We start from the raw sequence: 19,955 nt of genomic DNA on the forward strand, positions 1-19,955 counted from the left end.
CGAGGCTACTCCGATGCCCCCGGCCGTCCCGGGTCAGTCCTCGGCGGGCGTGGTGAGCGGGGTGACCGGCGCGGCCCGCACGATGGTGATCACCCGGTCGGTGAGCTGGAGCGGGCTGGCGGCGGGGTCGTCGTAACCGAGCAGCCGGTGGCCGCGCAGCACGCTCACCACCAGGTCGTCGGTCTCGCGGACGCTGCGGCCCACCTCGGCCTTGGTCACCGGGCGCTCGACCAGGTCGAGCCCGGAGCCCTGCTGGATCAGGTCCTCCATCACCGTGCCCGCGCTGGGGCTGAGCACGGACAGGCCGAGCAGCCGGCCGGCGGCGCTGGCACTGGTGATCACCGCATCGGCGCCGGATTGGCGCAACAGCGGCGCGTTCTCCTCCTCGCGGACCGCGGCGACGATCTTCGCGCCCCGGTTGAGCTGGCGGGCCGTCAGGGTCACCAGTACGGCGGTGTCGTCGCGCTGGGTGGCGATGACGATCTGACGGGCCTTCTGCACCTCGGCGCGGAGCAGCACGTCGCTGCGGGTCGCGTCGCCGACGACGCCGACGAAGCCGTCGGCGTTGGCCGCCTCGATCACCTTCGTCGACGGGTCGACGATGACGATCTGGTCCTTGCGCAGCCCGGTCGCGCACAGGGTCTGGATCGCCGAGCGCCCCTTGGTGCCGAAGCCGACGATGACGGTGTGCTCGCGCAAGGTGGCCCTCCAGCGGTTCAGCCGGAACTCCTCCCGGGTCCGCTCCGTGAGGACCTCGAGGGTGGTGCCGACCAGGATGATCAGGAACAGCACGCGCAGCGGCGTGACCAGCAGGATGTTCGCGAGCCGCGCCGAGTCGCTGTACGGGACGATGTCGCCGTATCCCGTGGTGGAGAGGGTGACGGTCGCGTAGTAGACGCAGTCGAGGAAGTCGAGCGTGCCGTTGGCGTTGTCGTGGTAGCCGTCCCGGTCGAGATAGACGATGAGGACGGTCACGACCATCACGCCGAGTGCCATCAGCAGGCGCTTGCCGACCTGCCGGAGCGGCTTCTCGACCACCGGCCGGGGCAGGGTGACCCGGGGGCCCGCGACCCGTTCGTCGGCCTGTCGCGCCATCGCGTCCCGGCTGGGAAGTTTCACGTGAAACACACCCCTTCGTTCGCGGCCGACCAGGGCAGGTCGAGGACGTCGAGCGGCTGACCCGCGACGGCGCCGCCGGGCGGCACCACGGCCATGCCGTCGGCACCCGCGATCCCCCGCAGCATCGCGGGCCCGTGGTAGCGCAGCGGCACGACCCGGCCGCCGCGCCGTACGACCGGGACGAGCCGGGTGTCGTACGGGTGCCCCTGGACCTCCTCGGCCACCTCGACGCGGTACGGGGCGGGGCCCGGCCGTCCGGCGAGCGCGCGCAGCAGCGGCTCGGCCAGCGTCAGGAGGCCCGACACGGCGGCCAGCGGGTTGCCGGGCAGGCCCACCAGGTGGCGGCCGTCCGGGAGCGCGGCGAGCAGCATCGGATGCCCGGGCCGCACCTTCACGCCGTCGACCAGCAGGGTGGCGCCGGCCTTGGCGAGCACCGGGTGCACATGGTCGACGGGTCCGGCGGCGGTCCCGCCGGTGGTGACCACGACATCGGCGGCGGATCCGGTGACCGCCTCGTACAGCGCCTCGGCATCGTCGCCGACCCGGCGGGTGCCGAGGACCTCGGCGCCGAGTCCGCGCAGCCAGGGGCCGAGCATCGGGCCGAGGGCGTCGCGGATCAGGCCCTCGTGGGGCCGTCCGGCGCTCAGCAGTTCGTCGCCGAGGACCAGCACCTCGACCCGGGGGCGCGGGTGCACGGTCAGGGTGTCGTAGCCGGCCGCGGCGGCGAGCCCGAGGACGGCGGGGGTCACGGGGCCGCCGGCGGGCAGCAGCCGGTCGCCGGTGCGGCACTCCTGGCCGCGCGGGCGGATGTCCTGGCCGTGCGTCACGGGGCGCAGGGCGTGCAGCCTGCCGTCCGCGTCGGTGCGGGCGTGCTCGCTGCGCACGACGGCGGTGGCGCCGCCCGGCACCCGGGCGCCGGTGGCGATCCGCACGGCGTCGCCGTCGGCGATCACGGCCGCCCCGGTGTGGCCGGCGAGGACGGAGCCCTCGGGGTCGATCCGCCAGGGGCCGGGGCCCGCGACGGCCCAGCCGTCCATGGCGGAGGTGTCGAAGGAGGGCAGGTCGGTGAGCGCCCGCAGCGGCTCGGCCAGCACCCTGCCGAGCGCCTCGTCGAGCGCGACCGGCGCGGGCCGCCGGTGGGTGCCCCGGTCGAGGGCCTCCGCCCCGGCGCGCCCGGCGACCGTCCGGGCCTCCGGCCAGGGAGTGGCGCGATGCCGCTCGGGGCGGGCGGCAGGGGCGGACGCGGGTTCCGGGGCGTCGGAGGGCCCGGAAGGCGCGGCCCCGGACGCCGCACGCGGCGCCGGACCGGGTGCCGCGTCGGGTGCCGGGTCGGGTGCCGGGTCGGGTCGGCGGCGGCCGACGAGGGCGAGGGCGTCGTCCACGCCGTCGTCGGGCACGCTCTCCTTGCTCGTCATCCGGCCTCGTCCTGTTCGGCCGCCCAGCGCTGGGCGAGCGCTGCGGCCTTCGCGGCGGCCTCGGCGACCGCCTCCCGGCCGCCGCCGGCCCCGGCGGCGCTCGCCGCCGCGTACCCGACCAGGAAGGTGGTCAGCGGCGCGGCGGGCCGGGCGACGCCGTGCGCGGCGTCGCGGGCCAGGTCGAGCAGCAGGCCGGTGTCGACGTCCAGGTCGATGCCCAGTTCGTCCTTGACTGCGGTGATCCATTCATCCAGCACGGTCCCATGCTCCCTGATCCTCGCCCGGGCCGTGACGATGTCCTCCCAGGTGTCGCAGTCGAACGCGACCGCGTCCCCGACGGGCACCGCCACGGTCCTCAGCTCCCCGGTGACCCGGCGCAGCGGCAGCCCGGCCGGGCCCCCGTGCTCCTCGGCGGCCCGGGCCACCGCCCCGCGCAGGGCCCCGGCCCGGTACACGGCCACCAGCGGCTGCTCCCGCCCCTCCCGGTCGACGGCCACGGCCCCCTCGGCCCCGGGCGCCGCCTCCAGGGCGTCGACCAGCAGCCGCGCGGCGCCGGCATCGAAGAACGGCAGGTCGGCGGAGAGCACGAGCACGAGGGGCGCGCCGGGCCGGTCGCGGGGTGCGGCCTCGGGCGCCGGGGCCGGGGCCGGGGCGGGGGAGGCGTCGGCCTTGAGCGCGCGGGGCTCTTCGGCAGGCCCGGGCGGTACGGCAGGCCCGGGCGGTTCGGCGAGGCGGCGGAGGCCGGCGTCGAGGGCGGCGACGGGGCCGCCGCCGGGAGGCTCCTCGCGGGTCCATTCGACGGGGCGGGCGGTGGCGCGCGGGGCGGCGACGACCACGGTGCGGCCGGCGTCGCGGCAGCCGGCGAGGACCCGGTCGAGCAGGGGCCTGCCGCCGACCCGCACGCCGGGCTTGTCGGCACCGCCGAGGCGCCGGGCGGCTCCGCCGGCCAGCACGAGGGCGTCGTACGCGGACGTCATGCCGGCCAGTATGGTCCGTGGCCGGGCCGGCGGGGTGACCGGCCCGGATCCTGGAACGCGTCCGGGACCCGGCGTGGGGTTGGGTCCCGGACGAAGCCGCCGGGCACCGTCCGGGGCCCCGTGCCCCGGCCGGTGGCGCTCCCGGCGGAGTCCTGCCGGCCGTGCGGCCGTCAGAGGGTGCGGAGCAGCACCGCCGGGTTCTCGACGCAGTCGGCGACGTACCGCAGGAAGCCGCCCGCCGTGCCGCCGTCGCACACCCGGTGGTCGAAGGTGAGCGACAACTGCACCACCTGGCGCACCGCCAGCTCGCCCTGGTGCACCCATGGCTTGGGCACGATCCGGCCGACGCCCAGCATCGCCGCCTCGGGGTGGTTGATGATCGGCGTGGAGCCGTCGACCCCGAACACCCCGTAGTTGTTCAGGGTGAAGGTGCCGCCGGTGAGGTCGGCCGGGGTCAGCGCGCCCTGCCGGGCCGCCTCGGTGAGCCGGGCGAACTCGGCGGTCAGCGACTCGGCGGTGCGCCCGCCGGCGTCCTTGACCACCGGGACGACGAGACCGCGCTCGGTCTGCGCGGCGAAGCCGAGGTGCACGCCGGGCAGCCGGACGATCTCCCGGGCGGCCGTGTCGACGGTGGAGTTGAGCTCCGGGAAACGGCCGAGCGCGTGGACGCAGATCCGGGCGAGCAGCGCGAGCACGGAGATCTTCGGTCCGCCGGCCGCGTTCATCGCGGCCCGCGCGGCCATGAGTTCGGTCGCGTCGGCGTCGACCCAGCAGGTCGCGTCCGGTATCTCGGTACGGCTCCGGGACAGCTTGTCGGCGACGGCGCCGCGCACGCCGCGCAGCGGGATCCGCTCCCCGGCCGGGGACGGTGCGGCGGCGGCCGCGGGGGCCGGCGCGGGGACGGCCGCCGGGGCGGCGGCGGCCCGGTCGCGGACGGCGAGGGCGTTCTCCACGTCGGCACGCAGGATCAGCCCCTCGGGGCCGGAGCCGTGCACCTCCCGCAGGTCGAGCCCTCCGTCGCGGGCCAGCTTGCGCACCAGCGGCGAGATGACCGGCACGGGCCCGGCGGGCGCGGCCGGCGCCGACTGAGCGGCCGGCGGGGCCGGGACGGCGGGGGCGGCCTGGGCGGTGGGGGTGGCGTGGCGCACCCGGCGCCGGCGCGCGGCGGGCCCGCTGGTGCCGTAGCCGACCAGGACGTTGCCCGAGTACTCGGAGGAGACCGCGGACTCCGCGGCGGCGGGGGCCTCGGCGGCCGCCGGGGCGCCGTCCTCGCCCCCCGCGCCGCCGACGGCGACGGTGATGAGCGGGGCGCCGACCGGGAGTTCGGTGCCCTCCTCGCCGAAGCGGGCGGTGACCACGCCCCCGTAGGGGCAGGGCACCTCGACCATCGCCTTGGCCGTCTCGACCTCGACGACGGGCTGGTCGATGGCGACGACGTCACCGACGTCCACCAGCCAGCGCACGATCTCGGCCTCGGTGAGGCCCTCGCCGAGGTCGGGCAGCTTGAATTCGAGCACCTGGGCCATCAGCGCTCCGCCTCCCACTGGAGCCGGGCGACCGCGTCGAGGACCCGGTCGACACCCGGAAGGTGGTGCCGCTCCAGCATCGGCGGCGGGTAGGGGATGTCGAAGCCCGCGACCCGCAGCACCGGGGCCTCCAGGTGGTGGAAGCAGCGCTCGGTGATCCGGGCGGCGATCTCCGCGCCGGGTCCGGCGAAGCCGGCCGACTCGTGGACGACGACGGCCCGGCCGGTGCGCCGCACGGACGCGCACACGGTCTCGTCGTCGAAGGGGACGAGCGAGCGCAGGTCGACGACCTCCAGGTCCCAGCCCTCGGCCCGGGCGGCCTCGGCGGCCTCCAGACAGACCGGCAGGGAGGGGCCGTAGGTCACGAGGGTGGCGCTGGTGCCGGGGCGGCGGACCACGGCCTTGCCGATCGGCTCGACGGCGGCCGGCGCCTCGGGCGACCAGTCGGCCTTGGACCAGTAGAGCCGCTTGGGCTCCAGGAAGACGACGGGGTCGTCGGAGGCGATGGCGGCGCGCAGCAGTCCGTAGGCGTCCTCGACGGTCGCCGGCGTGACGACGTGGAGGCCGGGCGTCGCCATGTAGTAGGCCTCGGAGGAGTCGCTGTGGTGCTCGACGCCGCCGATGCCGCCGCCGTACGGCACGCGGACCACGATCGGCATCGGCATGGCGCCGCGGGTGCGGTTGCGCATCCGGGAGACATGGCTGATGAGCTGCTCGAACGCCGGGTAGGCGAAGGCGTCGAACTGCATCTCGACGACCGGGCGCAGCCCGTACATCGCCATGCCGACGGCCGTGCCGAGGATGCCCGCCTCGGCGAGCGGCGTGTCGGTGCAGCGGTCCTCGCCGAACTCCTTGGCGAGTCCGTCGGTGATCCGGAAGACGCCGCCGAGGGTGCCGACGTCCTCGCCCATGACGTGGACGGACGGGTCCTCGGCCATCGCGTCGCGCATGGCGCGCTGGAGCGCCTGCGCCATGGTGGCGGGCTTGGCCGCGGTCTTCGCGGCCGGCCGCGCGGTCGCGTGGGTGGTCATTCCGCCTCGCTCTCGGCGTCGAGCTCCGCCCGCAGCTGCGCCGCCTGCTCGCGCAGCTGCGCGGTCTTCTCGGCGTAGACGTGGGCGAACAGGTCCATCGGGTCGAGCACCGGGTCGGCGTTCATGCTCTCGCGCAGCCGCGCGGCCATGGTCTCGGCCTCCTCGGCGGCGGCGCGGCGGGCGTCCTCGTCGAGGATGCCGCGCTCGGTGAGCTCGCGCTCCAGGATCAGGATCGGGTCGTGCGCCCGCCAGGCCTCGACCTCGCTGTCGCCGCGGTAGCGGGTGGCGTCGTCGGCGTTGGTGTGGGCGTCGATCCGGTAGGTGACGGCCTCGACGAGGGTGGGTCCGCCGCCGCGCCGGGCGCGGGCCACGGCCTCGGTGAGCACCTGGTGGACGGCGACCGCGTCGTTGCCGTCGACGAGCCGGCCGGGCATCCCGTATCCGACGGCCTTGTGGGCCAGGGACGGGGCGGCGGTCTGCTTGGCGAGCGGCACGGAGATCGCGAAGCCGTTGTTCTGCACGAGGAAGACCACCGGGGCCTGCCACACGGCGGCGAAGTTCAGCGCCTCGTGGAAGTCGCCCTCGCTGGTGCCGCCGTCGCCGACCATGGCGAGCGCGACCACGTCGTCGCCCTTGAGCCGGGCGGCGTGGGCGAGGCCCACGGCGTGCGGGAGCTGGGTGGCGAGCGGGGTGCTGAGCGGCGCTATGCGGTGCTCGCGCGGGTCGTAGCCGGTGTGCCAGTCGCCGCGCAGCAGGGTGAGGGCCTGCACGGGGTCGAGGCCGCGGGCGACGGCCGCGAGGGTGTCGCGGTACGAGGGGAAGAGCCAGTCCCGCTCCTCCAGGACCAGCGCGGCGGCGACCTCGGCCGCCTCCTGGCCGGTCGTGGAGGGGTAGACGGCCAGCCGGCCCTGCTTCGTCAGGGCGGTCGCCTGCGCGTTGTACCGGCGGCCGCGGACGAGCTCGCGGTAGAGACGTCGCAGCAGCTCGGGGTCCGCGTCGGCCACGGCGTCCGTGCCGAGCACGCGCAGCGGCTCGGCGTCCGGCAGCAGCGGGGCGGGGTCGGTGCGCGGCCGCCAGGCCGGCGGCGGCGTGGGCCGGTAGGCGCGGGCGGCGCCGGGGGGCTCTTGGACTGTCGAACTGCGCTGTTGCAACGAGTCCACCTCCTCGTGGGAGCGGGCATAAGACCCGAAGGCGGGTGGCGCGGAATGTGGCGCGCCTCACCTACCGATTGTTCGGTCGTGGAGGCATTTTGGCTACAGGCACCTCCAGCCTGTGGACAAACGGTTCTCCACAGCCTGGGATGGAATCAGGTCGTCCACGGGAGAGAGGCGGGGGGACATGGCGGATGAACAAATGGCCGACGTCGACGAGCACGCGGACGGCGAGCTCCTGAACACACCCCCCGGCGCCGCCCCGGCGGCCGGGAGGGCGCCCGGGCCGGTGGGGCCGTGGGGAGCCCAGACGGGCCCGCCGCCGGGCCCGCAGCCCGGCCCTGCCATGGTCCCCCCGGCGGCCCCGGCCCGCCCGCTGGACGCCGTCGACCGCGACATCCTGCGTCTGCTCCAGGCCGACGGCCGGGCCTCGGTCCGCTCCGTGGCCGAGCGGGTGCACGTCTCCCGCGCCAACGCGTACGCCCGGATCAACCGGCTCATCGACGACGGCGTGATCCGCGGCTTCGGCGCCCGCGTCAACCACGAGCGGGCCGGCCACGGCGCCTCCGCCTACATCACCCTCAAGATCGTCCAGAACTCCTGGCGCACCGTGCGCGAGCAGCTCCAGGCGCTGCCGGGCGCCGCGCACATCGCGCTGGTCAGCGGCGACTTCGACGTCCTGCTCCTGGTCCACACCCCCGACAACCGGACCCTGCGCGAGCTCGTCCTCACCCGCCTCCAGGCCATCCCCGAGGTGCTGTCCACCCGCACCCTGCTGGTCTTCGAGGAGACCGACCTCGACCCCTGCCCGGAGCACCTGGCCTGAACGGCGGAAACGCGGCGCGCCCGCCCGGGAAGGTCCCCGGGCGGGCGCGCCGCGTTCGGTCGTCGCGTCAGCGGGCCGTGCGCAGCCCGTCGAAGGCGAGGTGGACGACGGTGTCCACCAGCTGTTCCCGCTCCTCCAGGGAGGCGTGGTGCGGCCGGTACCACTCGACCAGCGAGTTGATCATGCCGAAGAGCAGCCGGGTCGCGAGCCGGATGTCCAGGTCGGGCCGCAGGTCGCCGTCGGCTGCGGCGGCCTTCAGGAGCTCGGCCACCCGGTGGTCGAACTCGCGGCGCCGCTCCATCGCCCACCGCTCGGTCGCGGTGTTGCCGCGCACCCGCAGCAGCAGCGTCACGTACGGCAGCTCGGCGATCAGCACCTCCACGGTGCGCCGGGTGACGTACTCGACCCGCTCGACGGCCCGCCCCCGGTTCGCGGCCGGCTCGTCGAGGACGGCGAAGAGCCCGTCGAGCGCGCGGCTGACGGCCCGCCGCAGCAGCTCCTCCTTGCCCGCCACGTGGTGGTAGATCGACGACTTCGAGATGCCGGCGGCCTTGGACAGGTGCTCCATGGACGTGCCGTCGTAGCCGCGCTCGTTGAAGACCCGCACGGCGACCTGGAGCAGCGTCTCGGGGGTGTAGGTGTCGCGTCTCGCGGTGGTCATGCGGTCTCCTCGGCTTCCTCGGCGTACGCCCGGCGCACGAGGCCGAGGCTCGGCGCGTACCGGCCCGTCGGGTAGCGCTCGTGCAGCGCGTGCAGCAGTGCCGCCGCACGCCGGTGACCGAAGCGGGCGACCCACTCCAGCGGGCCGGCCGGGTAGTTGACCCCGAGGCGCATCGCGGTGTCCACGTCCTCGGCGGTGGCGACGCCCCGCTCGACCGCGTCGGCCGCCAGGTCCGCGAGCATCGCGACCGTGCGGGCCACGATCATGCCGGGCACGTCGCCGATCACGGACACCTGCTTGCCGAGCGCCTGGAAGAGACCCACGGCCTCCGCGAGCCCCTCCGGGGCGATGCCCTCGCGCGAGGACAGGACGATCCGGGGCGCCTTCTCGTAGTCGAGCGCGAGGTCGAAGTAGACGATGTCCTCCTGGTGGTACTCGAAGGAGGTCTCGCCGTCCGCGAGGCTGAGCTTCACACCCGAGGGCAGCTCCACGAACCCGTCGCCCTTCTTGCGCCGGACGACGACGCCGGCCCGCTCGAAGAGGTCCACCAGGGGCTGCGCGGGTCCCAGGTCACCGCGCACCGTGACGCGCGCCGGGGCCTTCGCCGGCGGGGCGGTGTGCGGCTCGGGGCGCTCGGCGCCCTCCGCGTACGAGAACCAGCCGCGCCCGCTCTTGCGCCCGAGGCGGCCGGACTCCACGAGCCGGCGCTGGGCGAGCGAGGGCGTGAACTTGGGGTCCTGGTAGAAGGACTCCCAGACCGAGCGGGTGACGGCCTCGTTGACGTCCTGGCCGATGAGGTCGGTGAGCTCGAAGGGGCCCATCCGGAAGCCGCCGGACTCGCGCAGGGCCGCGTCGATGGTGGCGGGGTCGGCGACGCCCTCCTCGAAGACGCGCAGCGCCTCCGCGTAGAAGGGGCGGGCGATGCGGTTCACGATGAAGCCGGGGGTGTCGGTGCAGCGCACCGGTGTCTTGCCCCAGCGCTTCGCCGTCTCGTACGCGCGCGTGGCGACGGCCGGGTCGGTGGCGTGGCCGCTGACGATCTCGACCAGCGGGAGCAGCGGGGCGGGGTTGAAGAAGTGCATGCCGACGAAGCGGCCGGGGTGGGCGAGGCCGCCGGCGATCGCGGTCACCGACAGCGAGGAGGTGTTGGTGGCGAGGACGGCGTCCGCCGCGACGACCGCCTCCAGGTCGGCGAAGAGGCGCTGCTTGACGGGGAGCTGCTCGACGATCGCCTCGACGACGAGGGCGGCGTCGGCGAGCTCGTCGAGCGCGCCGGCCGCGTGCAGCCGGTCGACCGCCGCGTCCCGCTCGTCCTTGCCCAGGCGGCCCTTCTCGACCAGCCGGTCCAGCCGTCCCGTGACGCCGGCCACGGCTTCGGCGGCCCGGCCGGGGGCGCTGTCGTGGAGGCGTACGGGGTGGCCCGCGAGCAGGGCGACCTGGGCGATGCCCTGGCCCATGGTGCCCGTGCCGACGACGGCGACGACCCCGCTCGGGCCGATGCCTCCGGCACCGGCACCGGCTCCGTCGGCCGGCCCCGCGTCGTTCCCCTGCCCGGACGTATTGGCGGTCATAGGAGTGATCCTCCCCGATGGGTTTTCCACAGGATCGCCGGACCCCCTTGTCCCGACCGATCGTTCGGTTACTCTAACTCCGTACGCGTCTCCCTGCCCAGCTCGACGAGGAGTTGGTCCACCCATGGCCACCGCTCAGCTGACCACCGACCGTCTGGCCGAGAAGCACCGGTCCACACTCGATCAGGCCCTCGCCACCATCCGCACCCGCGCCTACTGGTCCCCGCACCCGGAGCACCCGAAGGCCTACGGGGAGAACGGCTCGCTGGACGCCGCCGCGGGTCTCGCCGCCTACCAGGACCTGCTCGGCAAGCGCTTCGAGCTCGACCAGCCGGGCACGGACGGCTGGACCGGCGCCGAGACCTCGCCGTACGGCCCGGCACTCGGCGTCGAGTACCCGCACGCCGACCTCGACGTGCTGCTCCCCGCGATGCGGGCCGGCATGGGCGCCTGGCGCGACGCCGGCGCCGAGACCCGCGCCCTGGTGTGCCTGGAGATCCTCGCCCGGATCTCGGCCCGCACCCACGAGTTCGCGCACGCGGTCATGCACACCAGCGGCCAGGCCTTCATGATGGCGTTCCAGGCCGGCGGCCCGCACGCGCAGGACCGCGGCCTGGAGGCCGTGGCGTACGCGTTCGAGGAGCAGACCCGCACCCCCGCCGGCCGGGCCGCCTGGTCGAAGCCGCAGGGCAAGCGGGACCCGCTGGAGCTCAGCAAGGAGTTCACCCCGGTCGGCCGCGGCATCGCCCTGGTCATCGGATGCAACACCTTCCCGACGTGGAACGGCTACCCGGGCCTGTTCGCCTCCCTCGCCACCGGCAACCCGGTCCTGGTCAAGCCGCACCCGCGCGCGGTGCTGCCGCTGGCGCTGACGGTCAAGGTGGCCCGCGAGGTCCTCGCCGAGGCCGGTTTCGACCCGAACCTGGTGGCGCTGGCCGCCGAGGCCCCGGGCGAGGGCATCGCGAAGACCCTGGCCGTCCGCCCGGAGATCCGGATCATCGACTACACCGGCTCGACCGCCTTCGGCGACTGGCTGGAGGAGAACGCCCGCCAGGCGCAGGTCTACACGGAGAAGGCCGGCGTCAACACGGTCGTCGTGGACTCCACCGACGACTACAAGGGCATGCTCTCCAACCTGGCCTTCTCGCTGTCCCTGTACAGCGGCCAGATGTGCACCACCCCGCAGAACCTGCTGATCCCCCGCGACGGCATCAGCACCGACCAGGGCCCGAAGTCGTACGACGAGGTGGTCGCCGACCTGGCCGGCGCGGTCGGCGGCCTGCTCGGCGACGACGCCCGGGCGAACGCGCTGCTGGGCGCCCTGGTCAACCCGGACGTGAAGGCACGCCTGGAGGCGGCGGCCGGTCTGGGCGAGGTGGCGCTGGCCTCCCGCGAGGTGGCGAACCCGGAGTTCCCGGACGCCGTGGTGCGCACCCCGGTCATCGTGAAGCTGGACGGCTCGAAGCCGGACGCGGAGGCGGCGTACTTCTCGGAGTGCTTCGGCCCGGTCTCGTTCGCGGTGTCGGTCGACTCGACCGCCGACGCGCTGGAGCTGCTGCGGCGCACGGTGCGCGAGAAGGGCGCGATGACGGTCGGCGCGTACACGACCTCGGCGGACGTCGAGCGGGCCGTGGAGGAGGTCTGCCTGGAGGAGTCGGCGCAGCTGTCGCTGAACCTGACGGGCGGGGTCTATGTGAACCAGACGGCCGCGTTCTCCGACTTCCACGGCTCGGGCGGCAACCCGGCGGCGAACGCGGCGCTGTGCGACGGCGCCTTCGTGGCCAACCGCTTCCGGGTGGTGGAGGTCCGCCGCCAGGCCTGACCCCGGCGGCACGGCCGGCCCGGGTGACCGGCCGGCCGTGCCGGTCCCTATTCGGGGGCCGGCACGTCGGCGTGGCGCTGGATCCAGGCGTGCATGGCGATGGCCGCGGCGGCGCCGGCGTTGATCGACCGGGTCGAGCCGAACTGGGCGATCGAGCAGACCATGGCGGCGTGGGCGCGGGCCTCCTCGGTGAGGCCCGGGCCCTCCTGCCCGAAGAGCAGCACACAGCGGCGCGGCAGCTCGGTCCGCTCCAGCGGCACCGCGCCCGGCAGGTTGTCGATGCCGATGACCGGCAGGCCCTCGGCCGCCGCCCACGCGGTCAGCGAGGCCGTGTCGGGGTGGTGCCGGACGTGCTGGTAGCGGTCGGTGACCATGGCGCCGCGCCGGTTCCAGCGGCGCCGCCCGACGATGTGGACCTCCTTGGCCAGGAAGGCGTTGGCGGTCCGCACCACGGAGCCGATGTTGAAGTCGTGGCCCCAGTTCTCCACCGCCACGTGGAAGTCGTGGCGCCGGGTGTCGAGGTCCGCGACGATCGCCTCGCGCGTCCAGTAGCGGTAGCGGTCGACGACGTTGCGCCGGTCGCCGCCGGCCAGCAGCTCGGGGTCGTAGCGCGGGTCGTCCGGCCACGGCTCCGGGTGCGGGCCGACGCCGATCTCGGTGCCGTACCCCTCGTCGTACTGGAGGGGCTCGGCGCCCGGGGCCGGCGCGGGGTGTTCTTCGGTGGTGCTCACCCGACGAGGGTACGGGTGCCGGCCCCGTCACCCGTACGGCTCTGTCCGGGCAGCCCGGCCTCGGCGGCCGGTGGCGTCCGGCGGAGCAGCCGGTCGCGGCCCCGTGCGGCCCGCGCGCCCAGCCACACCAGGAAGGCGGTGGGCAGGAACACGGAGTCGGCGGCGATCATCGCCAGCGAGAAGAACGGCAGCCCGAGGAGCAGGGCGATGCCCGCGTGCTCCAGCATCATCGCGACCAGGAGCACGTTCTTGACCTTGCGGTTGAAGAGCGTGAAGGGGAAGGCGACCTGCACGATCACGGTGCCGTAGGTGAGCAGCAGCACCATGGCCCCGCTGCCGCCCAGGAGGTCGGAGAGGGCGGGCCAGGGCGTGAAGTAGTCGAGCTGGAGCGGGAAGTAGAGCGCGGTGCCGTCCTGCCAGCGCGAGCCCTGCACCTTGTACCAGCCGGCGGTGGCGTAGACGAGGCAGACCTCCGCCATGATCACGGCGAGGGTGGCGTTGTGGGCGAGGTTGGCGAGGACGTCGAGCAGGGTGCGGGGCTCGCCGGGGGCGAAGCGGCAGACCAGCCACCACAGGGCGTTGCCGAGCCACAGCACCCACAGCAGCACGAACAGCCACCACTCTCCGGTGACGCCGGAGAACCAGGTGGCGGCGAGCAGGAAGCCGCCGAGGACCGTCCACAGCACAGGTCCGGCCGGCCCGAGGCCCGCGCGGCCGCGGGCCGCCCGGCGGGCGTCGAGGGACCAGACCTGGGCGCAGCGGGTGAGGACGAGGTAGATCGCCACGAGGTGGACGACGTTGTCGCCGCCGTCGCCCATGAAAATGGAACGGTTCTGCAGGGACAGCACGCCGGCCATGAAGACCACGGAGACGGCCCGGGTGTGCCAGCCGAGCAGCAGCAGGACGGCGGAGAGCACGGCGAGGCCGTAGACGATCTCGAACCAGAGGCGCCCGTCGGACCACATGAGCGCGGTGAAGGAGCGGTTGTCGGCGATCAGCTGCCGGCCCATGTCCCAGGACCAGGGGCCGTCCGGGCCGTACAGCTCCAGGCGGTGGGGCCATTCGCGCAGCAGGAAGAGCAGCCAGGTGAGGGAGAAGCCGATGCGGACGATCGCGCTCTGGTAGGGGCCGAGCGCCTGGCCGGTGACCTTCTGCACGGCGGCCGCGAGGCGCCGGTCGAAGGGGATCCGGGGCCGGCCGGCACGGGTGCCGGTCACCTCGGGGGAGGTCTCGGGGGCGGGGGAGGTCTCGGGGGCGGGGGAGGTCTCGGTCATCGGGCGGTCTCCGTCCGGGCTCCGGCCTGCGCCAAGGACGTGGTGTCGGCGGCGGGGCGGTCGCCGGCGGTGACGGTCCACCAGGGGTAGCCGCGGGTCACGGGCCGGGTGTCGATCTTCTCGTCGCTCCAGACGGCGGCCGGGACGGGCCGGGTGACCGTGCGCAGCTGGATCTTGTCGACGGTGCCGCCGAGCGCCCGCTCGTCGAGGCGCCGCATGACGATCCGGCGGATGTACTCCTCGGAGAGCCGGCCGCGCATGCCGTTGGGGCGGTGGTCGTCGGTGTGGGAGTTGAGGTAGAAGTCCCAGGCCCGGCGCAGTTCGTTCTGCCGGGAGTGGCTGGGGACGAGGTTGCCGCGGATGCCTTCGAGGTCGTAGGCGGTGAGGTCGATCCAGCCGCTGGTCCTGCGCCGGCTGTCGGCGCCCACGACCTCGGCCCTGACCTGCAGGGACATGTTCTGCTGGAGGGGGTTGGGGGCGAAGAGCTTCCAGTTCTGCTCGAACTCGGGGTAGACCCAGTCGTCGACCGCCTCGCCGTGCTGCTTGGTCAGCGTGTTCGACGGCGCGACGTGCAGGAACACCATCGCGAGGTGGACGCAGGCGAAGACGCCGACGACGGCGAGGGCGACGGCCGCGACCACCTGGTACGGCAGGGAGAGCCCCGCGATCCCGGCCCGGGGAGCGCCCGCTCCGGTGCCGCCGGCCGGTTCGGCCACCCGTTCGGACGAGTCCCCCGGTCCGGGCGTGATCCCGCCCGCGTCGTCGTACGAGTCCATCGCGCCCCGCTCCCGCTCGGCCTCAGCAGTTATCCACAGGGTTGACACCATACGGGCCGCCGAACGACCATTGAAGTCATTCAACCGAACGATCGGTCGGTAGGGGTTCCGATGACCACAGGTACGGCAGAGACGACAGCGCCGGAAGGTGCGACGGCGAGCCAGGCCGCCCTCGAAGCGGTGTTCGACGCCGCCGTGGCCGCCGACGAGCGCATCGAACCGCGCGACTGGATGCCCGACGCCTACCGGGCAGGCCTGATCCGCCAGATCGCCCAGCACGCCCACTCCGAGATCATCGGCATGCAGCCCGAGGCCAACTGGATCACCCGCGCGCCGTCGCTGCGCCGCAAGGCGATCCTCATGGCCAAGGTCCAGGACGAGGCCGGCCACGGCCTCTACCTGTACAGCGCGGCCGAGACCCTCGGCGCCAGCCGCGACGAGCTCCTCGACAAGCTCCACAGCGGCCGCCAGAAGTACTCGTCGATCTTCAATTACCCGACGCTGACCTGGGCCGACGTCGGCGCCATCGGCTGGCTCGTGGACGGCGCCGCCATCACCAACCAGGTCCCCCTCTGCCGCTGCTCCTACGGGCCCTACGCGCGGGCGATGGTCCGCGTCTGCAAGGAGGAGTCCTTCCACCAGCGCCAGGGGTACGAGGCCCTGCTCGCCCTCTCCCGCGGCACCGAGGCCCAGCACGCCATGGCCCAGGACGCGGTGAACCGCTGGTGGTGGCCCTCGCTGATGATGTTCGGCCCGCCCGACGACGAGTCCACCCACTCCGCACAGGCGATGGCCTGGAAGATCAAGCGCCACTCCAACGACGAGCTGCGCCAGCGCTTCGTCGACATCGCCGCCCCGCAGGCCGAGACCCTCGGCCTCACCCTCCCCGACCCCGACCTGAAGTGGAACGAGGAGCGCGGGCACTACGACTTCGGCCCCATCGACTGGGACGAGTTCTGGAACGTCCTCAAGGGCAACGGCCCCTGCAACGAGCAGCGGCTGACCAAGCGCCGCCAGGCCCACGAGGACGGCGCCTGGGTCAGGGACGCCGCCGCGGCCTACGCCGAGAAGCACCGGCCGTCCACCGGCCGCGACGACACGCACCACACCGGCACCGACGCCGGACCGCACACGGACGGGGAGGCACAGGCATGACCACCGACGGATGGCCGCTGTGGGAGGTGTTCGTGCGCTCGCGCCGCGGACTGTCCCACACCCACGCCGGCAGCCTCCACGCCCCGGACGCCGAGATGGCCCTGCGCAACGCACGCGACCTCTACACCCGCCGCATGGAGGGCGTCTCCATCTGGGTCGTGCCCTCCGCCGCCGTCACCGCCTCCTCGCCCGACGAGAAGGACCCCTTCTTCGAGCCGGCCGCGGACAAGCCCTACCGGCACCCCACCTTCTACGAGATCCCGGACGGGGTGAAGCACCTGTGACCACCCCGACCACCCCCGCCACCACGGGCACGACCCCCGCCGGCACCGTCCCCGCCGCCGCCCTGCCCCTCGGCGACGACGCCCTCGTCCTCGCCCAGCGCCTCGGCGAATGGGCGGGCGGCGCCCCCGTCCTCGAAGAAGAGGTCGCCCTCGCCAACATCGCGCTCGACCTCCTCGGCCAGGCCCGCGTGCTGCTCTCGCTCGTCGGCGACGAGGACGAGCTCGCCTACCTCCGCGAGGAGCGCGCCTTCCTCAACTGCCAGCTCGTCGAACAGCCCAACGGCGACTTCGCCCACACCATCGCCCGCCAGCTGTTCTTCTCCACCTACCAGCACCTGCTGTACGGGCAGCTGGCCGCCGGCGACGGCCCCCTCGCCGGACTCGCCGCCAAGGCCGTCAAGGAAGTCGCCTACCACCAGGACCACGCCGAGCACTGGACCCTGCGCCTCGGCGACGGCACCGACGAGAGCCACCGGCGCATGCAGCAGGCCTGCGACGCACTGTGGCGCTACACCGGCGAACTGTTCCAGCCGCTCGACGGCCTCGACCTCGACACCGCCGCCATGGAGACCGCCTGGCTCGACTCCGTGACCGCCGTCCTCACCCGGGCCACCCTCACCGTCCCCTCCGGGCCCCGCACCGGAGCCTGGAGCGCCGGAGCCGGCCGACAGGGCCTGCACACCGAGTCCTTCGGCCGCATGCTCGCCGAAATGCAGCACCTGCACCGCAGCCACCCGGGGGCGACATGGTGACCACCGCACCGGGCACCGCCCCGACCGCCCTGGAAGAGGAACTGGCCCGCATCGCCGGCGCCGTCCCCGACCCCGAGCTGCCCGTGCTCAGCCTCGCCGAACTCGGCGTCCTCCGCGGCGTCCACGTGCGCGGCCCCGGCCGGGTCGAGGTCGAACTCACCCCGACCTACACCGGCTGCCCCGCCATCGAGGCCATGTCCGCCGACATCGAGCACGCCCTCCACGAGCACGGCGTGCCCGAGGTCAGCGTCGTCACCGTCCTCAGCCCCGCCTGGTCCACCGACGACATCACCGACGAAGGCCGCCGCAAACTCGCCGAGTTCGGCATCGCCCCGCCCCGACCCCAGGGCCCCGTCGGCGGACCGATACCGCTCACCCTCGCCATCCGCTGCCCGCACTGCGGATCCACCGACACCGAGCTCCTCAGCCGCTTCTCCTCCACCGCGTGCAAGGCACTGCGCCGCTGCACCGCCTGCCGCGAACCGTTCGACCACTTCAAGGAGTTGTAGATGGCCTCCGCCGCCTCCACCGGCGCCGCCGGACGAGCCGGGTTCCATCCGCTCCGCGTGAGCGAGGTCGAGCGGCTCACCGACGACTCCGTCGCCGTCACCTTCGCCGTCCCGGCCGAACTGCGCGAGGCCTACCGCCACACCCCCGGCCAGCACCTCGCCCTGCGCCGCACCGGCCCGGGCGGCGAGGAGATCCGCCGCACCTACTCCATCTGCTCCCCGGCCGCCGCCGCGGGGGAGACCCCCGTCCTGCGCGTCGGCATCCGCCTCGTCGACGGCGGCGAATTCTCCACCTACGCCCTCAAGGAACTCGCCGCCGGCGACACCGTCGAGGTCATGGAACCCATGGGCCGCTTCGTCCTCGAACCGCGCCCCGGACACTTCGCCGCCGTCGTCGGCGGCAGCGGCATCACACCGGTCCTCTCCATGGCCGCCACCCTGCTCGCCCGCGAACCCGAAGCCCGGTTCTGCCTCGTCCGCAGCGACCGCACCGCGGCCTCCACGATGTTCCTCGACGAGGTCGCCGACCTCAAGGACCGCTTCCCCGACCGGTTCCAACTGATCACCGTGCTCTCCCGCGAGGAACAGCAGGCCGGCCTCCCCTCCGGACGGCTCGACGAGGAACGGCTCACCGCACTGCTCCCCGCGCTCCTGCCCATCACCGACATCGACGGCTGGTTCCTGTGCGGCCCCTACGGCCTGGTGCAGAACGCCGAACGCGCCCTGCGCGGCCTCGGCGTCAGCCGCACCCGCGTCCACCAGGAGATCTTCCACGTCGACGACGGCTCGGCCCCCGCCCCGGCACCCGCTGCCGACGCCCCCGCCCACGCCACGCTCACCGCCACCCTGCACGGACGCTCCGGCAACTGGCCCGTCCAACAGGGCGAGACCCTGCTCGACACCGTGCTCCGCGCCCGGGCGGACGCCCCGTACGCCTGCAAGGGCGGCGTGTGCGGCACCTGCCGCGCCTTCCTCGTGAGCGGCGAAGTGCGCATGGACCGCAACTTCGCCCTGGAACCCGAGGAAACCGACGCCGGCTACGTCCTCGCCTGCCAGTCCCACCCCGCCACCACCGAGGTCGAGCTCGACTTCGACCGCTGACGGACGGCACCCCGCCCACCGACGGCTGCGCCCCGGACACCACCGGGGCGCACCCGGCCATTCCCTTCCCATAGAACCTGTTCTATCTTGACGGCCCGTCAGATCTCGCTCGGGGCAAGGCCGGAAGGGACAGGACCGTGGACTTCACCTTCACCGAAGAACAACAGGCCGCCGCCGAAACGGCCAGAACCGTCTTCGCCGACGTCCCACCCGACAGCGTCCCCAGCCCCGCCCTCACCCCCGGCGCCGTCGCCGACGACCACGACCGCGCCCTCTGGGCCCGCCTCGCCGACACCGACCTCCTCGGCCTCGTCATCGACCCCGCCCACGGCGGCTCCGGACTCGACCCCATCGCCCTCTGCCTGGTCCTCCGCGAATCCGCCCGCGCCCTCGCCCGCGTACCCCTCCTGGAAACCAGCGCCGTCGCCCTCACCCTCCAGCACCACGCACCCGAGGCCACCGCGACCGCCCTGCTCCCCCGCGTCACCCGCGGCGAACTCGTCCTCACCGCCGCCGCCCACGGCCGCACCGGACACGACCCGGCGCCCCTCGCCGTCACCGCCCACCGCGACCCCACCGGCTGGACCCTCGACGGTCACACCAGCGCCGTCCCCTGGGCCCACCACGCCGACCACATCGCCGTACCCGCCCACACCCCCGACGGACACACCGTCCTCGCCCTGCTGCCCCGCGACCACACCGGACTCACGCTCACCGACCAGTACGGCACCCACGGCGAACGCCTCGCCGCACTCCACCTCGACACCGTGCGCCTCGACCCCACCGACGTCATCGACACCCCCGGCGCCTGGGAAGAACTCCACGCCCTGCTCACCACCGGAACCTGCGCCCTCGCCCTCGGCCTCGGCGAACAGGTCCTCACCATGACCAGCCAGTACACCGGCAAACGCGAACAGTTCGGCCACCCCGTGGCCACCTTCCAGGCCGTCGCCGTCCAAGCCGCCGACCGCTACATCGACCTGCGCGCCATGGAAGTCACCCTCTGGCAGGCCGCCTGGCGCCTCACCACCGACACCACCGGCCCACTCCCCGCCGCAGCCGACATCGCCGTCGCCAAGATCTGGGCATCAGAAGGCGTACGCCGCGTCGTCCAGACCGCCCAGCACCTCCACGGCGGCTTCGGCGCCGACACCGACTACCCGCTGCACCGCTATCACGCCTGGGCCAAACACCTCGAACTCGCCCTCGGCCCCGCGGCCCGGCACGAGGAGGAACTCGGCGAACTCCTCGCCTCCCACCCCCTCAGTTGAGGA

Annotated in this window: 19 protein-coding genes; 8 read left to right on the forward strand and 11 right to left on the reverse strand. The window is 74.2% G+C overall.

The features are described from left to right. Positions 1-33 precede the first annotated feature (33 nt). The 6 genes from ACIGW2_RS12135 to pdhA form a co-directional block, all read right to left on the reverse strand. Positions 34-1,119: a potassium channel family protein gene (locus ACIGW2_RS12135; protein ID WP_391654051.1), complete on the reverse strand. Its 1,086-nt coding sequence runs from the start codon at positions 1,117-1,119 to the stop codon at positions 34-36. Further along, positions 1,116-2,534, reverse strand: coding sequence for a molybdopterin molybdotransferase MoeA (locus ACIGW2_RS12140; RefSeq protein WP_391654050.1), 1,419 nt, complete (start codon positions 2,532-2,534; stop codon positions 1,116-1,118). The genes ACIGW2_RS12135 and ACIGW2_RS12140 overlap by 4 nt, the downstream gene beginning before the upstream one ends. After that, positions 2,531-3,511 (reverse strand): DUF6457 domain-containing protein, encoded by a 981-nt coding sequence (locus ACIGW2_RS12145; RefSeq protein ID WP_391654049.1) that lies wholly within the window; start codon positions 3,509-3,511, stop codon positions 2,531-2,533. The genes ACIGW2_RS12140 and ACIGW2_RS12145 overlap by 4 nt, the downstream gene beginning before the upstream one ends. A gap of 170 nt (positions 3,512-3,681) precedes the next feature. Further along, the gene (locus ACIGW2_RS12150) at positions 3,682-5,037 is read right to left on the reverse strand and encodes a dihydrolipoamide acetyltransferase family protein (protein WP_391654048.1); all 1,356 of its coding nucleotides are present in this window, start codon (positions 5,035-5,037) and stop codon (positions 3,682-3,684) included. Beyond that, a complete protein-coding gene (locus ACIGW2_RS12155; protein ID WP_361578397.1) occupies positions 5,037-6,068 on the reverse strand; it encodes an alpha-ketoacid dehydrogenase subunit beta in 1,032 nt (343 codons plus the stop codon). The genes ACIGW2_RS12150 and ACIGW2_RS12155 overlap by 1 nt, the downstream gene beginning before the upstream one ends. Further along, positions 6,065-7,228, reverse strand: coding sequence for a pyruvate dehydrogenase (acetyl-transferring) E1 component subunit alpha (gene pdhA / locus ACIGW2_RS12160; RefSeq protein WP_361578400.1), 1,164 nt, complete (start codon positions 7,226-7,228; stop codon positions 6,065-6,067). Before pdhA ends, ACIGW2_RS12155 begins: the two co-directional genes overlap by 4 nt. A 178-nt stretch (positions 7,229-7,406) precedes the next feature. Between pdhA and ACIGW2_RS12165 the strand changes: the two genes are divergently transcribed. Next, positions 7,407-8,045, forward strand: a complete 639-nt coding sequence (locus ACIGW2_RS12165) for an Lrp/AsnC family transcriptional regulator (protein WP_391654047.1) — start codon at positions 7,407-7,409, stop codon at positions 8,043-8,045. 67 nt (positions 8,046-8,112) lie between these two features. On the opposite strand, the gene ACIGW2_RS12170 is transcribed toward ACIGW2_RS12165, so the two are convergent. Together ACIGW2_RS12170 and ACIGW2_RS12175 are read right to left on the reverse strand one after the other, a co-directional pair. Then, entirely contained in the window at positions 8,113-8,706 is a 594-nt protein-coding gene (locus ACIGW2_RS12170; RefSeq protein ID WP_356066572.1) for a TetR/AcrR family transcriptional regulator, read from the reverse strand. Beyond that, on the reverse strand, positions 8,703-10,277 hold the full coding sequence (locus tag ACIGW2_RS12175; RefSeq protein WP_391654046.1) for a 3-hydroxyacyl-CoA dehydrogenase: 1,575 nt from the start codon (positions 10,275-10,277) through the stop codon (positions 8,703-8,705). The genes ACIGW2_RS12170 and ACIGW2_RS12175 overlap by 4 nt, the downstream gene beginning before the upstream one ends. A gap of 124 nt (positions 10,278-10,401) precedes the next feature. On the opposite strand from ACIGW2_RS12175, the gene paaN reads away from it, so the two are divergent. Continuing rightward, a complete protein-coding gene (gene paaN, locus ACIGW2_RS12180) occupies positions 10,402-12,099 on the forward strand; it encodes a phenylacetic acid degradation protein PaaN (protein ID WP_361578406.1) in 1,698 nt (565 codons plus the stop codon). Between the two features lie 47 nt (positions 12,100-12,146). Here paaN and ACIGW2_RS12185 read toward each other — a convergent pair whose 3' ends face one another. The 3 genes from ACIGW2_RS12185 to ACIGW2_RS12195 are packed head-to-tail and all read right to left on the reverse strand — an operon-like array spanning position 12,147 to position 14,880. Further along, positions 12,147-12,830, reverse strand: coding sequence for a TrmH family RNA methyltransferase (locus ACIGW2_RS12185; protein ID WP_399843145.1), 684 nt, complete (start codon positions 12,828-12,830; stop codon positions 12,147-12,149). Then, entirely contained in the window at positions 12,827-14,104 is a 1,278-nt protein-coding gene (locus ACIGW2_RS12190; RefSeq protein WP_399843148.1) for an HTTM domain-containing protein, read from the reverse strand. Before ACIGW2_RS12190 ends, ACIGW2_RS12185 begins: the two co-directional genes overlap by 4 nt. Further along, positions 14,101-14,880 carry a DUF5819 family protein gene (locus tag ACIGW2_RS12195; RefSeq protein ID WP_399843150.1) on the reverse strand — a complete coding sequence of 260 codons (780 nt, stop codon included), beginning with the start codon at positions 14,878-14,880 and terminating at the stop codon, positions 14,101-14,103. Before ACIGW2_RS12195 ends, ACIGW2_RS12190 begins: the two co-directional genes overlap by 4 nt. 111 nt (positions 14,881-14,991) lie before the next feature. Between ACIGW2_RS12195 and paaA the strand changes: the two genes are divergently transcribed. The 6 genes from paaA to ACIGW2_RS12225 all read left to right on the forward strand — a co-directional run bounded on the left by paaA (position 14,992) and on the right by ACIGW2_RS12225 (position 19,952). After that, the gene (gene paaA, locus ACIGW2_RS12200; RefSeq protein WP_399843153.1) at positions 14,992-16,035 is read left to right on the forward strand and encodes a 1,2-phenylacetyl-CoA epoxidase subunit PaaA; all 1,044 of its coding nucleotides are present in this window, start codon (positions 14,992-14,994) and stop codon (positions 16,033-16,035) included. Beyond that, positions 16,032-16,319, forward strand: coding sequence for a 1,2-phenylacetyl-CoA epoxidase subunit PaaB (paaB, locus tag ACIGW2_RS12205; RefSeq protein WP_265861486.1), 288 nt, complete (start codon positions 16,032-16,034; stop codon positions 16,317-16,319). The genes paaA and paaB overlap by 4 nt, the downstream gene beginning before the upstream one ends. Further along, positions 16,316-17,071 carry a 1,2-phenylacetyl-CoA epoxidase subunit PaaC gene (gene paaC, locus ACIGW2_RS12210; RefSeq protein WP_391654040.1) on the forward strand — a complete coding sequence of 252 codons (756 nt, stop codon included), beginning with the start codon at positions 16,316-16,318 and terminating at the stop codon, positions 17,069-17,071. Before paaB ends, paaC begins: the two co-directional genes overlap by 4 nt. Beyond that, positions 17,065-17,580 (forward strand): 1,2-phenylacetyl-CoA epoxidase subunit PaaD, encoded by a 516-nt coding sequence (gene paaD, locus ACIGW2_RS12215; protein ID WP_399843158.1) that lies wholly within the window; start codon positions 17,065-17,067, stop codon positions 17,578-17,580. The genes paaC and paaD overlap by 7 nt, the downstream gene beginning before the upstream one ends. Next, entirely contained in the window at positions 17,581-18,681 is a 1,101-nt protein-coding gene (locus ACIGW2_RS12220; protein WP_399843161.1) for a 2Fe-2S iron-sulfur cluster-binding protein, read from the forward strand. It abuts the gene before it with no gap. A 137-nt stretch (positions 18,682-18,818) separates the two neighbouring features. After that, a complete protein-coding gene (locus ACIGW2_RS12225) occupies positions 18,819-19,952 on the forward strand; it encodes an acyl-CoA dehydrogenase family protein (RefSeq protein ID WP_391654038.1) in 1,134 nt (377 codons plus the stop codon). Positions 19,953-19,955: the final 3 nt, after the last annotated feature.

Source organism: Streptomyces sp. NPDC053541, assembly GCF_044544705.1.
Lineage (GTDB): Bacteria > Actinomycetota > Actinomycetes > Streptomycetales > Streptomycetaceae > Streptomyces.